The organism is Streptosporangium sp. DT93, from assembly GCF_049844535.1.
Lineage (GTDB): Bacteria > Actinomycetota > Actinomycetes > Streptosporangiales > Streptosporangiaceae > Streptosporangium.
Window position 1 is genome coordinate 1,003,712 of the sequence record NZ_JBNCLF010000001.1, and the last position, 12,730, is coordinate 1,016,441.

The 12,730-nt window shown below is 69.7% G+C and carries 14 protein-coding genes; 6 read left to right on the forward strand and 8 right to left on the reverse strand.

Annotation, left to right across the window (positions count from 1 at the left end; genetic code table 11):
• Positions 1-102 precede the first annotated feature (102 nt).
• Entirely contained in the window at positions 103-1,341 is a 1,239-nt protein-coding gene (locus tag ACLQ2R_RS04870; RefSeq protein ID WP_425958050.1) for a cytochrome P450, read from the reverse strand.
• Between the two features lie 91 nt (positions 1,342-1,432).
• Complete coding sequence (locus tag ACLQ2R_RS04875; RefSeq protein ID WP_425958051.1) at positions 1,433-2,245, reverse strand: SDR family NAD(P)-dependent oxidoreductase; 813 nt, start codon at positions 2,243-2,245, stop codon at positions 1,433-1,435.
• 374 nt (positions 2,246-2,619) lie between these two features.
• Here ACLQ2R_RS04875 and ACLQ2R_RS04880 point away from each other — a divergent pair, with 374 nt between their 5' ends.
• The 3 genes from ACLQ2R_RS04880 to ACLQ2R_RS04890 all read left to right on the forward strand — a co-directional run bounded on the left by ACLQ2R_RS04880 (position 2,620) and on the right by ACLQ2R_RS04890 (position 5,416).
• Positions 2,620-3,015 (forward strand): hypothetical protein, encoded by a 396-nt coding sequence (locus tag ACLQ2R_RS04880; RefSeq protein ID WP_425958052.1) that lies wholly within the window; start codon positions 2,620-2,622, stop codon positions 3,013-3,015.
• Positions 3,016-3,115: 100 nt separating this feature from the next.
• Complete coding sequence (locus ACLQ2R_RS04885; protein WP_425958053.1) at positions 3,116-3,790, forward strand: DUF6766 family protein; 675 nt, start codon at positions 3,116-3,118, stop codon at positions 3,788-3,790.
• Positions 3,791-4,180: 390 nt separating this feature from the next.
• Positions 4,181-5,416 carry an NAD(P)/FAD-dependent oxidoreductase gene (locus ACLQ2R_RS04890; protein WP_425958054.1) on the forward strand — a complete coding sequence of 412 codons (1,236 nt, stop codon included), beginning with the start codon at positions 4,181-4,183 and terminating at the stop codon, positions 5,414-5,416.
• Positions 5,417-5,570: 154 nt separating this feature from the next.
• On the opposite strand, the gene ACLQ2R_RS04895 is transcribed toward ACLQ2R_RS04890, so the two are convergent.
• Positions 5,571-6,110 (reverse strand): cysteine hydrolase family protein, encoded by a 540-nt coding sequence (locus ACLQ2R_RS04895; RefSeq protein ID WP_425958055.1) that lies wholly within the window; start codon positions 6,108-6,110, stop codon positions 5,571-5,573.
• 375 nt (positions 6,111-6,485) lie between these two features.
• On the opposite strand from ACLQ2R_RS04895, the gene ACLQ2R_RS04900 reads away from it, so the two are divergent.
• Positions 6,486-7,688, forward strand: a complete 1,203-nt coding sequence (locus ACLQ2R_RS04900; protein WP_425958056.1) for a hypothetical protein — start codon at positions 6,486-6,488, stop codon at positions 7,686-7,688.
• Positions 7,689-7,848: 160 nt separating this feature from the next.
• On the opposite strand, the gene ACLQ2R_RS04905 is transcribed toward ACLQ2R_RS04900, so the two are convergent.
• The 4 genes from ACLQ2R_RS04905 to ACLQ2R_RS04920 all read right to left on the reverse strand — a co-directional run bounded on the left by ACLQ2R_RS04905 (position 7,849) and on the right by ACLQ2R_RS04920 (position 9,744).
• Positions 7,849-8,004, reverse strand: coding sequence for a hypothetical protein (locus tag ACLQ2R_RS04905; RefSeq protein WP_425958057.1), 156 nt, complete (start codon positions 8,002-8,004; stop codon positions 7,849-7,851).
• A gap of 247 nt (positions 8,005-8,251) precedes the next feature.
• Entirely contained in the window at positions 8,252-8,632 is a 381-nt protein-coding gene (locus ACLQ2R_RS04910) for an STAS domain-containing protein (RefSeq protein WP_425958058.1), read from the reverse strand.
• 232 nt (positions 8,633-8,864) lie between these two features.
• Entirely contained in the window at positions 8,865-9,203 is a 339-nt protein-coding gene (locus tag ACLQ2R_RS04915; RefSeq protein WP_425958059.1) for an STAS domain-containing protein, read from the reverse strand.
• A 139-nt stretch (positions 9,204-9,342) separates the two neighbouring features.
• Complete coding sequence (locus ACLQ2R_RS04920) at positions 9,343-9,744, reverse strand: hypothetical protein (RefSeq protein WP_425958060.1); 402 nt, start codon at positions 9,742-9,744, stop codon at positions 9,343-9,345.
• A gap of 235 nt (positions 9,745-9,979) precedes the next feature.
• On the opposite strand from ACLQ2R_RS04920, the gene ACLQ2R_RS04925 reads away from it, so the two are divergent.
• Complete coding sequence (locus tag ACLQ2R_RS04925) at positions 9,980-10,270, forward strand: hypothetical protein (RefSeq protein ID WP_425958061.1); 291 nt, start codon at positions 9,980-9,982, stop codon at positions 10,268-10,270.
• Between the two features lie 90 nt (positions 10,271-10,360).
• On the opposite strand, the gene ACLQ2R_RS04930 is transcribed toward ACLQ2R_RS04925, so the two are convergent.
• A complete protein-coding gene (locus ACLQ2R_RS04930; protein ID WP_425958062.1) occupies positions 10,361-10,765 on the reverse strand; it encodes an ATP-binding protein in 405 nt (134 codons plus the stop codon).
• 1,025 nt (positions 10,766-11,790) lie between these two features.
• On the opposite strand from ACLQ2R_RS04930, the gene ACLQ2R_RS04935 reads away from it, so the two are divergent.
• The gene (locus ACLQ2R_RS04935) at positions 11,791-12,615 is read left to right on the forward strand and encodes a DUF2637 domain-containing protein (protein ID WP_425958063.1); all 825 of its coding nucleotides are present in this window, start codon (positions 11,791-11,793) and stop codon (positions 12,613-12,615) included.
• Positions 12,616-12,730 lie beyond the last annotated feature (115 nt).

The window sequence follows — 12,730 nt, forward strand, 5'->3', positions numbered from 1 at the left end:
ACGCCTGTCAGGCTCTTCTCCGCGCCGGATTCGGCGGCAGGCTCCTTACGTCCTGACCTGCCGCGAGATCCGCGTCGCGCTGCGACGGCCGGGCCGGTGTGGTCAGTTCCCGGCGGGACGGGTGAGGGTGAGGACGAACCCGCTCGCCGGGCGGGCCGGGATCCGGCGCAGGGGGATGCCGAGGTCCTGGTCGGGGACGTGGTAGTCCAGCCGTGCCAGCCGGACGGCCAGGGCCTGCAGGAGGGCGACGGTGATGGGCTCGCCGGGGCAGCGGTGGCCGGTGCGCGGGTCCCCGCCGCCCTGGGGGATGAGGTCGAAGTCGCCGATCCGCCGGCCGTCGAACCGCTGCGGGTCGAAGGCGTACGGCTTCTTCCACAGCAGTGGGTCGTGGTTCTGGCCGTAGATGTCGAGCAACACCAGCGAGCCGGCACCGATCGGCTCTCCCCGCCAGGACAGGTCCCTGACGGCCCGGCCGCCGACGAAGGGGGCGAACGGGTAGAAGCGCCGGACCTCCTGGGCGAACATCTCTGCGAAGGACCCCTCGCCGTCACTGCCGCGCAGAGGGGTGCGGTGCTCGGGCCAGCGGTGCAGGGCATGAGCCGCGAACGTCACGTACCACGTCACCGCCACGGTCGGGCGGATGACGTTGAGCAGTTCCACCGCCGCCACGCGGGGATCGAGCAACTCGCCGCCGGGATCGCGATGGTGGGCGACAACGTCGGCCACCGAACCCTCCGGTACCGGAAGGGCGCCGCGGCGCACGTCCCGTACCAGGGCGGCCAGCCACGCCTCGCGGCGCCCTCTGGCCGCGCGGGCCCGCCAGTGCCGTGGTCCGGCGGTGGCGAAACCGTCGACCATGGCGAGGAGGTCGCCGGCCGCGTCCTCCACGCCGGTGTCGTCCAGGGGGACGCCGGTCCACCGGCAGACGCCGCGGGTCAGCACCTTGGCGACCTCGTCGAAGAGCACCACCTGGCGCCCGTCGGCCCACGAGGCCACCGCCTCGTCCCACGCGGCCATGGTGTGGCCGGTCAGGGCCGCGACGCCCTGGCCGGTCATCAGCGACGTGAACATCGCCTTGCGCAGGCGGTGGTCGGCGCCGTCGAGGGTGTGCACGGCGCCGTGCCCGGTCAGGGTGCTCATGACCATCTCCGGCAGCGCGGTATCACGCCGGAGGTGGTCCTCGTCGTAGAAGAACCGCGCGGCCTCCGGCCCGCACAGGCCCACCACGCGCCGGCCCATCAGCCGGGTGCGGACCACCCCGCCGGGGGTGCGGCGGCGCAGATTCGGCAACCAGCCATAGCCTTCGAGCAGCAAGGACAGTGTGTCGTCGAGTTCAGGCATGATCCTGTGGCTGCCCGCACTCCCCGGGAGAAAACGCTCTCGTCGGCCACGGCCACGGCGCGGGGTTCCTCCCGGGTGTCGTCAGAGGTCGTCAGGTGCCGTCGCGGTCGTCGCCGACGGGCTCGGCCATGGCGCGGTGCATGCGTGCCTTGGCGGTCTCGGGCGCGACCTTGGCGGCGGCGCTCTGCAACCTGTTCTTGACCGAACCGGCCACGACGTGGTCGTCGCCCGCCATCAGCGCCTTGAACCCCTGCTCGGCGACCTGGACGGGGTCGTCCTTGCTGCCGGCGCCGACCTTGGTGTCCAGCATGCCGGCGCGGCGGAAGAAGTCGGTGTCGGTGGGGCCGGGCAGCAGGGCGGTGACCGTGACACCCGTGTCCTTGAGCTCCTCGCGCAGCGCCTCGGAGAAGGAGAACAGGAACGCCTTGGAGGCGGCGTAGACCGCCTCGAAGGGGCCGGGCATGGTGGCCGCGATGGAGGAGGTGAACAGCACGCGGCCCCGTCCCCGGCCGACCATGTCCGCCAGCGCGCGCTTGGCCAGGTGCACCGAGGAGGTGACGTTGAGGTCGATGAGCTTCAGCTCGGCGGTCAGATCCGTGTGGCGGGTGAAGTCGCCGCCCACCCCGACGCCCGCGTTGATCGCCACGGCCTCCAGAGGCCGGCCCAGGGCGGTGGCGCGGGCGTACAGCTCCTCGACCTCGGCGAACTCGGTGAGATCGGCGCGGACGGCGGTGACCTGCACGCCCGGCTCCCGCATCGAGTCGGCGGCCTCCTCGATGCCCTCGTCCTCGGCGGTGACGACGAGGTCGAAGCCGTTGTGCGCGAACTGCTTGGCCAGTTCGTACCCGATGCCGCTGGAGGCTCCGGTGACGAGTGCCAGCGGCCGGGGGGCGGGACTGCTCATGAGCTTGCTTCCTTTCCGGTCGACGCTCCACGTCCGCGAACGCGAGGGAGACGGGCCGATCGAGGGACGGGCTTTCGATGTGGCGGACGCCGTCCCGTGCCGGGACACAGGAGGCCGGGACGTTCACGGGGCCGGGTACCCGGCTCGTCCGAGGGAAAACATGGCCGGTGCCGCACGGCGAACGGAGTCCGTACGGGATTCACGCGGGGCATCACAGCCGAGGGCGGAAGCGGCGGCGAGGGCGAGGAGACCGTCGTGCCGGACGCCGAGACGGGCCGCCGGGTGGACGACCCCGGCCGGACACGTCGTGACGTGTCGCACGCACCGGCGGGCCACGATGTGATAACCACGGTTTGGTGGGGCAGGAGCGAGGGATGAGATTCCATGACGTGTCGGCGGTCGCGGCCGGGGCTGTGCTGCTGGCATGTGTGGCGGGATGCGCCTCGGCGGCCGCGCCGCCCGCTGCGCGGGCGGCGCAGGACTTCTACGCCGCTGTGCAGGGCCGTCAGGTGGAGCGGGCCTGCGCGCTGCTGGCCCCGGAGGCGGCCGAGAGCCTGCGCGCCGGGGGGCAGAGCTGTGTGACCTCCATCGGCGGGCTCGACCTGCCCGGCGGGCGGGTACTGGTCACCGAGGTCTGGGGGGATGAGGCCCGGGTGCGGCTGAGTGACGACACCGTGTTCCTGCACCGCTTCCCCCAGGGGTGGCGGATCCGTGGCGCGGGCTGCGTCCCTCGCGGTGACCTGCCCTACGACTGCGAGGTGAGCACCTGACATGCGCCTCATGTTCATCACCACCGTGACGATCATCGTGGTCGGGCTGGTCTGCTTCTTCGTCATCGGCCTGCTGCAACGCTAGGAGGGGAGGATCGCGGTGAGACGCTTCGTCAGGGACAACGCCCTGAGCCTGTTCTTCCTGGCCGCGTTCGTGCTGGCCCTGGTCGGGCAGTCCTTCGCCGGTAACGCCGCCGCCAACGCCGACCGGCTCGCCGAGGGCGGGACGGCGCTGTCGTGGCCGGCGTACGTCACCTCCTCCGACTTCGCCGTCGACGTGGCGGAGAACTGGCAGTCGGAGTACCTGCAGTTCCTGCTGTTCATCCTGGCCACGGTCTGGCTGGTGCAGCGCGGCTCGCCGGAGTCGAAGAAGCCGGGCGAGCAGGGGGAGGAAAGCGACGCCGAGCAGAGGATCGGCCGCCACGCGGACGCGGACAGTCCGGTCTGGGCCAGGGTGGGCGGGTTGCGTCAGGGTCTGTACGGCCGCTCTCTCGGCCTGATCATGGGGTTGATCTTCGTGCTGTCGTGGCTGGCGCAGTCGGTGGCGGGTACGGCCGCCTACAACGCCCGCCAACTCGCCCAGCTGCAGGATCCCGTCAGCTGGGGGGAGTACGCCCTGTCGGCCGATTTCTGGAACCGGACCCTGCAGAACTGGCAGTCGGAGTTCCTGGCCGTCCTGTCGATGGTCGTGCTCTCGGTCTACCTGCGCCAGCGCGGATCGCCCGAGTCCAAACCCGTCGGCGCCCCGCACGAGGCGACCGGCGTGGAAGGCTGACCCGCTCCCCAGGACGGCCGGTCCTCGTCCCCGCCGATGTCCCGGGATCCCGACGGAAAACCGTGTCCCTTCCTCCCGGAGCCGGATCGATCCGCGGGACGGGTGTAGACCGAATCGGCGGGGGCGGCGGACCGCGCCGAGTCCGGTACGGCACCCGGAACGCCGGTCGTTCCGCCCTCACGGGCCGTGAACGGCCGGCGCCCTGTTTCCTCACGGTCTCTCCGATCGGCTCCGGCCCGCAGGGCAGGGCGAGGCGGCGGGCGAGGGCACCCCGTACACCGGCTGCCCGAGGGAAAACCGCCGGCCGATCCCGGGTATCGACGCGTTCGCCGGGGTAGCGGTGCCGTCGTGAAAACCCCTCAACGTCCACATCGGGGAGGCGTCTCGTCAATGGTTCGGAACACACAGGCCACAGCACCCCACGTCGTGGTCGTCGGGGCGGGCTTCGCCGGTCTCGCCGCCACGCGGGAGCTGGCCCGGGGAGGCGCCCGCGTCTCCCTCGTCGACCACAACCCCTACACCACGTTCCAGCCCCTGCTCTACCAGGTGGCGACGGCCGGCGTCGCCCCCGGTGACGTGTCGTTCCCGGTCCGGGCCTTCGCCGCCCGGTACCGCAACGTGCGCACCCGGCGGGCCGGCCTGTCCAAGGTGCGTCCCGGCGAGCGGCGCGTGGAACTCGACGACGGCACCAGCCTGGAGTACGACTACCTGGTGCTGGCCAGCGGAGTGACCACGAACTGGCTCGGCGTCGAGGGGGCCGAGGAGAACGCGCTGCCGATCTACTCGGTCGGTGACGCGGTGACACTGCGCGAGCGGTTGCAGCGCGGCCTGGAGGAGACGGCGACGGGCCGGCGCGAGAGCACCCACGTCGTGGTGGTCGGCGGCGGCGCCACCGGGGTGGAGATGGCGGGCACGCTCGCCGAGCTGCGCCGCCGGACGATCCCGCTGACCTACCCCGAGCTCACCTCCGAGCAGACGAGTGTCACCCTGGTCGAACGGTTCGACCACGTGCTCGCGCCGTACAAACCCCGGTTGCGTGCCGCGGCCGATCGCGCTTTGCGCCGGCGAGGGGTACGGATGCGGCTCGGCTCCACGGTGGCCAGGGTCGAGCCCGACGCGGTCGTGCTGACCGACGGCACCCGGCTGCCCAGCGACGTGACCGTGTGGGCGCTGGGGGTGACCGCCCCCGAGGAGGTCGCGGACTGGGGCCTGCCACAGGGCAAGGGAGGCCGGATCACGGTCACTCAAGAGCTCAACGTCGGCACCCATCCCGAGGTCTTCGTCGCCGGTGACCTCGCGGGCCTGCCCGACCCGCTGCCGCAGCTCGCCCAGCCCGCGATCCAGATGGGGGAACACGTGGGCCGGCAGATCATCGCGACGGCCCAGGGCCGGCCGGCCACCCCCTTCGAGTACCGCGATCCCGGCATCATGGCGACGGTCGGCCGCGCCGAGGCGGTGTTGCAGCTGTCCAACGGCTGGACCATGCACGGTCTGCCGGCCTGGCTGGCGTGGATCGGCCTGCACGTGGCCTACCTGCTGGGCGGGAGGAACCGGATCAGCGTGCTGATCAACTTCCTGTGGCGATACGTCGGGCCACGCCGTACCGCCGCCTCCGTCATCGAGTGACCGACGGGCACGGTGAGTCGTCTTCCGGGAAAGGCGAAACTCGGCGGCCCCTCGCCGGTCGGCGGCGACTGCTCTCCACGGAACCTGCCGGCCGGCGGCGGGCACCCCGGGGACTCGCGGCCGGCGGTGGCGGGCGCCCCGGGGAGAGGACCCGTCATTCCAGGCAGTGGTCGGCGGGCAGCAGGTCGGCGCGCATGTTGCGCTCCATCATCCGCAGCGACGCCTCGGCGAGGTCGGAGTGGATGTGGGCCACGCAGTCGGAGGCCACCCGGACGGAGAAGTCGCGTACGTAGGCGTCCAGCGCGCTGTAGAGCACGCACTGCTCGGTGACCTGCCCGGCCAGCACGACGGTGTCGATCTCCTCGCGGCGCAGCAGGTACTCCAGCGGCGTGCCGAAGAACGCGCTGTGGCGCACCTTGGGCATGAAGTCGCAGTCGTCGGGGGGAAGCACCGGCTCGACCAGGTCGGGGCGCCGGCCCTCCAGGGCCCGCCGCCGCAGGTCCTCGGTCGTGGCGGTGAAATCGCCGTGGTTGTCGTTGACGACGATCAGCCGGGCGTCCGGATGCCGGTGGGCGCGTCTCATCAATCCCGCCAGGGGCTCCACGATCTGCTCGACGCTCTTTTGCAGTGTGTCGGCGTCCTCGTGGTCATAGGGATTCAACATGTCCACCACGATCACCGCAACAGCACCCATGTACCCGCTCCCATGATCCGGACCAAAGGTGATCACGGCCTTCCGGGCGGCAAAGCCATGATCACCTGCGGTCTCAGCCCTGTCCCGTCTCTTCCTTGCCGTGTCCGAGCGCCTGTGCCACGTCCGCCAGGGTGTCGGACTGCGAGCGAGCCCTTACCCGCTCTCCAACGGGCAAACATCCACGTGAGAGGTGTACCGTCCGTTCGTTCGCGCGGCCGGGCGTACGTCCCGGCCGTCATCCGCTCGCCGTCACGGACGTCGGCGGAGGGAAGTCGGCGTCGGCGCCCAGCGTGAGACCGCTGCCGGGTTTGAAGGCACAAAAGGGGGTACCCGGGTTTGCTCACACTCCTGACTGTCTTTCAGGAAGGGAACGGCATGACCTTCAATCCTCTACAGGAGCGGGGCATCCCGCTCGACCGGCAGCTGCGCAACTGGCGTGAGCTGAACGTCACCCCGATCGATCCCGACCACGGCGACCCCTACACCCGGTGCCGGATCATCGCGCTGAACGGCATCGAGGTCGAGGCCATCATGTTCAGCCACCAGTTCGCCCGGCACTGCCCCGACCCGGCCGTCAAGCAGCAGCTGGCCCAGGTGCGCTTCATCGAGGCCCAGCAGCAGAAAGTGGTCAACTGGCTGCTGCCCGGCCTGGCGTCGGTGCTGGAGACCACCATCGCCTACGAGCAGGTCGCCGTCGACCTGACCGCGTGGGTGGCGCGGATGGAGCCCGACCCCTACCTCAAGCAGGCCTACCAGTTCGGGGTCCTGGAGGACTTCGACCACCTGTACCGCTACGCGAACCTGTACGAGATGATCGAGCACCGCAAGGCCGAGAAGATCGTCGACAACCTGACCGAGGTGATGCCGGGCAGGCCCACCTACCTGCACCACCGCCATCCGATCGACAACCTGCGCGAGCCCTACGACAAGAGCGCCACCGCGCCGATCTCCAAGCTGCACGCGCTGACGATCATGGCGGCCGAGCAGCAGACCATGAACTTCTACATGAACGTCGGCCCCACCTACATGGAGCCGATCGCCCGCCAGCTCTACCAGGAGATCGGGCTGATCGAGGAAGAACACGTCACCCACTACGAGTCACTGGTGGACCCGGGTGAGACGTGGTGGGAGATGCTGCTCCACCACGAGTACAACGAGTGCTACCTGTACCACTCGTTCATGCAGACCGAGTCCGACCCGAAGGTCAAGGCGGTCTGGGAACTGCACCTGAACATGGAGCTGGAGCACCTGCGCCTCGCCGCCGAGCTGTTCAAGCGCCATGACACCCGCGACCCGCAGGAGGTCCTGGCGCCCTCGCTGCCCGCGCCGGTGACCTTCGAGCCGAACAAGGCCTACCTGCGCGAGCTGCTGGCCACGCAGATCGACGCCACCACGATCGGCACCGGCTACGTCCAGGACATGCACGAGCGGTTCGAGAAGTACCAGGAGGCGATCATGGGTGGTGAGAAGCCGCCCAGCGAGGTCGTCATCGACGAGAACCGCGGCAAGTCCGGCCGGGAGTACCGGCTGGAGACCGAGGGCCCGCACCCGGTGGAGGCCCTGCGCGCCGACCGGTGATCTCCTGGACCGGGTGCCGGGCCCCTCCGGGGGCCGGCACCCGGCGCCGGGCGATGAGCTCACTCCACGCGCCCGGGGGTGGAATCCCGCCTCACGCGCACGGCCCGCGTTCCCGGACCCGGGGACGCGGGCCGTACGCCTGTCAGGCCGGCCGCCCCGTTCAGCCGTCCTTGCCCATGGCCCTGCGGATCACGTCACGGGCCCGGTCCATCTCCACCTCGTCGAACAGGTCGCGGATCAACGCGTGCCGAGCCGGCCGCAGATCCACCACATCGTCCTCGCCCGTCAGCTCGGGCACCGCCTGACGATCGGCCATGACTCCCTCTTTTCCCGGACCCTCCCGGTGCCCGACCCGCCCTGCCCACCCACCGCGAAAAGGTGGACGCTGATGCCGCCGATGACCTTCGCCGGCCACCGGGTCAGCATCGCCGCGGCGCTGGAGCCGGCCTACCAGCTACCAGGTCGGCGGGGACGCCTTCGACCACGCCCTGGCCGGGCCCGCAAACGGCTGCATCTGTGAGACGCGGGGCCTGAGTCGGCGGAGCCGGATCTTGACCACCGCACTACCGGTCCGATCGGCCGACTGCCCGCAACGCCTCATTCAGGTTGGAATGGATCTCGAAGGCGGTGCTCAGGCCGGTGAGGGACAACACCCGCTCCACGGTGCCGTGCACGCCGCTGAGCACCAGCCTGAGGCCCGTGGCCTGGCTGTGGCGCAACGCCGCGATCAGAACGCCCAGCCCCACAGAGTCACAGAAGAAGACCCCGGCCAGATCGACGATCAGTGCCGACGGGGCCTCCGGCAGCTCCCTCACCTGGAACAAACGCTCACGCAGCACCGGCGCGAAACCAAGGTCCAGCTCCCCCGCGGCGCGGATGACGGCCACGTCCTGGCGCAGCTGCAACACGGCGGTGAACGGCGAGTTGGAATGCGGCTCGGACATCGTGCTCCTCAACTCCTCGGGTACGCCGTCGGCGCGGACGTTCCCTCCTTCCTACCAGCGGCATGAGATGAGGCGCACCGCCCGATGACGCGCCCGAACCCGGCCACACGCGCGCCACCGGCCGCGGTGGACACCAACCGGGGCGGACGAAACAATCAAACGATCATTGGTCGTCAGCCACCCGGAGGTATCACCGTGGCACCCGCGCCCGAGGTGTCCGGGCGCGCGCCGGTCACCGTTCCATGATCACTGTCAGGTCGAGGGGAGCGGGGAAGATGCCGACGCTCTTACTGATCTGGAGGACGCGTTTGAGGACTCCGTGGACGTAGGCCAGGCGCAGCCAGCCGCCCGCGGCCGAGGCGTGGCAGTGGCCCTTCATCAGGGTCCACACGCCGGTGGAGTCGCAGAAGGCCAAATCGGCGACATCGACGATGAGATGGACCCGGCCCGCGCTGATCACCTGGTCGAGCACGTGGTTCAGGTGAGCGGCCGAAAGCCGGTCGAGCTCCCCGCCCAGGGTGATCACCGAGCAACTGTGGTGATCGGTGACGGTGATTGACAACAAGGTCACGCGGGCGCCGCCTGTCGCGTGACCTGACGCGAGGGGACGCGGCGCGCGAGCATCTCGCCGATGGCCCGGCTCATCGGGCCGGCGTGCCGGCCGCCGACGACGGCGAAAGGTGGCGGCGCACAGCGCCGGGAACGGGATATCACGAGAGGCCGGCGCCGGCCAGTGAGGAGCGGCGAAGGCCGTTCTCGCCACGCAGAGCCTGGGCGAGGCTGGGATAGATCCTGATCGGCTCAGCGGGCGGATCACCCTGCGGTGGTTGCAGCAACGCCGGCAGCCGCCGCAGGAAGAGAGAAGGCGCGGCGATGACCAGGGCGCCGCGGATGGCGGTCACGATGGTGTGCACGCTGGCCGGTACCCGCAAACCGTACAGGTCGCAAAAGCGCAGCCGGTCGGCGGCGACGATCAGATAGCGGACACCCTGGCCGGGCAGCGGCAACAAGATCGCGTCCAGCAGGGCGGTGGTGGCGAGGTCCGGTTCGCCGTCAACGGTGGCCACGGCCGTCTCCGGGCGAACGATGGCCGGCTGAACCGACAGCTTCATCGCACGCTCCGGAGGATCCAGTACCGCCTGTCGGCGATCTTCCGGCTGTTGTGCCGCCGAGAGCGGCGACGGGAGCGGGAAAGCTGGGGTGAGAACATGAGGCGGTCACCTCCGCGGGCATGACGCGAGAGTGGCCTCGTCTCTGGACCAGTCCTTACTTTACCCATGCCCGCGGTTGAGAGCCGCTCGGGGTGTGCGAAGGGGGAGGGGTCACCGAGGGCACCTTGTACCCGTCATGCAGACGTCTCATCGCCGGTGGCCGCTGGGCCATAGCCCCGGAAAACCGCAGGCACGCCATTACCGCACCGGCGAAGACCCGTGCCTGGAGACCCTGGCCACCGGCGAGCTCCACTACATCGCCGGCACCTCCCTGGAGATCCTGCGCACGACGGCCTCGCACAAGGCACGGCGCCTGCCGGTCATCGACGGCCACACCCTGGTGGGCATGGTGGCACCGGCCGACGTGGCCCGCGCCCCGCCCGACGCACCGGTCGGCGACCTCCTCGACGCCCTCACCGGCGACTGAGGCAGCGCCCCTGACGATGGAACAGTGGCTTTCCTCGCCGGGGAGGCCTGTTCTCCCGCGGGAGACGGTGCCCGGCCACGGTGATGGTGGCTAGGCCGGTGCGGAGGTGGGGTGCAGGTACATCCGCAACCGGACGCGGGAACTCGCGTCGGCCTGGTCGATGGTGAACTCATCGCACAGGTGGCCCATCAGCCACAGTCCGAACCCGCGGGTCGCGCCCGGAGCGGGGCGCTCGCGGCGGGTGTGCTCGGCACGTAGCCGGCCGACGGCGTCGACGACGTCGACGGTCAGTGCTTGCGCGTCGTGCCAGATGCTTACGGTGCCGGTCGCGCCACCGTGCTCCAGCACGTTGATGACCGCCTCGTTGGCGGCCAGCACCAGGTCATCGCGCCGTGGCCCGGCCAGCCCGGCCTGGTCGATATGGTGATACAGGTGCCGGCGTAAACCGATCAGATCATCGCTGATCGGCCAGCGACACCGCTGCTGACTGTGCACGCCTCTCTCTTTTCCTGTGAACGCCGTCTGTGGCTTCACCGGGGGGCTACCGACGCGCCTACCAGAACCAGATGATCGACGAGGAACGACATCAGGGTAACTACCCGCCGGGACCGGCGTAACCATCACCGATCGATGGGAGCGCTCCACATGGGTGGCCACAGGTGAGCTGCGGTCTGGACCCGTCGAGGTCACCGCGTAAGGGCGGGCTCTGCTGTGAGAGAGAAGATGAGGCCCGCAGCAGGGGCAGGGTGTCGGTGCGGGTGGGCCGCAGGGCGAAGCGCTGCACCAATGTCTTCTCGCTGAGCAGGAGCGCGGCTCGTGCCCTCGCAGCGCACCGCCTCGGACAGCGTCAGGCGGACCTCGAAGTGCGGATCCCCGGCCGCTGACCACCGTCGATCTGGGCCTGCTCGACCCAGTTATGCAGGGATTCGGATCCGATGCCCGACTGCCGGGCAACGTGGATGATGACGCCGAATGATCCGAGCCGAAGCACAGCTGCGTCGTGAACCGAACCGCAGGCGGCAGCTCACCCGGGACGACCCTGCGAAGGTGACGAACACCATGGGTGACGCGGCGCGGCTTCTGGGAAAGGCTGAGCCGGTCAGGAAGGCCCGGCTGTACGCCGGGCTCGGCGTTCGGCTGACCTGTCACCCCGGTAAAAGAAGAATCCTGGTCAGCTCTGCGTCTGACCAGGACCTCACGGGCGAATCGAACGTGTCCGAGGGGGGACTTGAACCGTTCGCCCATCTCCTGAGCAGCACCGACGCTCCGTGGCTGGACCTCTCATGCCCGGAATAGGCGCGCGGAGAGGGGGCGGTGCCCACACCCACCTCAATGAGATCGGGTCCTACCTCGCGGCACACGCCCATGCCGGGGAAGCTCAGCAACCGCCAGTTCAGGATCCTCAGCAGACGATCTCAACTGCGCTCAGGGCAGCGGTGGTAAGAGGGCAGGAGTTCGGTGATCGCAGCACCGAACCCCTTCCTGCATCCCAGCAACCTGATCAACCCGGAAGCCAGGCCGTGCGCCACCCCTCGACACCAGAAATCGCCGGGGAGGTGGTTCCGGTCGAAGGGGCTTGGGTCGAGCGTACTCAGCGCGATCGGGCCGGGGACCGGGTCATCCTGGGCTTTGCGGTGGCTGTCCTGCTGGCGGTTGCCGGCGCGGCTGCCTACGTCTCGTACCACCACTTCTACGGTCTGGCGATCGCTCTGGGTGAGCGGCACGACATGGCCATCCTGTATCCGGCGATGTCCGACGGCGTGATCGTCATGGCGTCGCTGGTGATGGTCTACTGCTCGCGTCGTCGGCTACGTGTGCCGGTGCTGGCATGGGTGGCGCTCGCATTGGGCGGGGCGGTGACGCTGGCGGCGAACGTGGCGCACGGCTGGTCCGGCGGACTCGGATCGCGGCTGGTCAGCGCTCTGGCACCGCTGGCCTTCGCGGGCGCGTACGAACTGCTCATGTGGATCGTCCGGAACACCCGGCAACCGTCCACCGAGACGCTGGCCAAGGACCACGTGTGCCAGCCCGTTGAGACCCTCGTTGAGGTGGAACGCGTGGTGCCGCTGCTGCCCACCGACCGGTACGAGGCGGCGCGGCTCACCTACATCGAGAGCCTCAGTGAGGGCAATCAGCGGGTCGGCCGACGCCCGCTGATGAGCCGGTGGGGACTGGAACAGCGTGAGGCCGAGGAGATCATCGCCGAGGTGGAGAAGGAGCGGGCCCACGCCATGAAAGCGAAGAGTGTCGAGGTGGACGATTCGGAGAGTGTCGTGCCGCCACTGGGCGGCCTCCGTTCAACCGGCACGAGCGAGGCTGTGGCGCGTAGTAAAGGACATCGGTAACGGGGTAGTCGGGTCGTCCTCCAATCGCCCAGTTCGATCATCGGGCGGTCTCCCGTTCTGAAACGATCCAAGTTCTGGGCCGCGATAAATCATTTATCGCGGCCCGGGATTGACA

Bases quoted from the DNA above. Each gene is read 5' to 3' on its own strand.
- ACLQ2R_RS04875 (WP_425958051.1), bottom strand. From the start codon at position 2,245: ATGAGCAGTCCCGCCCCCCGGCCGCTGGCACTCGTCACCGGAGCCTCC.
- ACLQ2R_RS04925 (WP_425958061.1), top strand. From the start codon at position 9,980: ATGCAGACGTCTCATCGCCGGTGGCCGCTGGGCCATAGCCCCGGAAAA.
- ACLQ2R_RS04905 (WP_425958057.1), bottom strand. From the start codon at position 8,004: ATGGCCGATCGTCAGGCGGTGCCCGAGCTGACGGGCGAGGACGATGTG.
- ACLQ2R_RS04900 (WP_425958056.1), top strand. From the start codon at position 6,486: ATGACCTTCAATCCTCTACAGGAGCGGGGCATCCCGCTCGACCGGCAG.
- ACLQ2R_RS04910 (WP_425958058.1), bottom strand. From the start codon at position 8,632: ATGTCCGAGCCGCATTCCAACTCGCCGTTCACCGCCGTGTTGCAGCTG.
- ACLQ2R_RS04880 (WP_425958052.1), top strand. From the start codon at position 2,620: ATGAGATTCCATGACGTGTCGGCGGTCGCGGCCGGGGCTGTGCTGCTG.
- ACLQ2R_RS04870 (WP_425958050.1), bottom strand. From the start codon at position 1,341: ATGCCTGAACTCGACGACACACTGTCCTTGCTGCTCGAAGGCTATGGC.
- ACLQ2R_RS04920 (WP_425958060.1), bottom strand. From the start codon at position 9,744: ATGAAGCTGTCGGTTCAGCCGGCCATCGTTCGCCCGGAGACGGCCGTG.
- ACLQ2R_RS04895 (WP_425958055.1), bottom strand. From the start codon at position 6,110: ATGGGTGCTGTTGCGGTGATCGTGGTGGACATGTTGAATCCCTATGAC.
- ACLQ2R_RS04890 (WP_425958054.1), top strand. From the start codon at position 4,181: ATGGTTCGGAACACACAGGCCACAGCACCCCACGTCGTGGTCGTCGGG.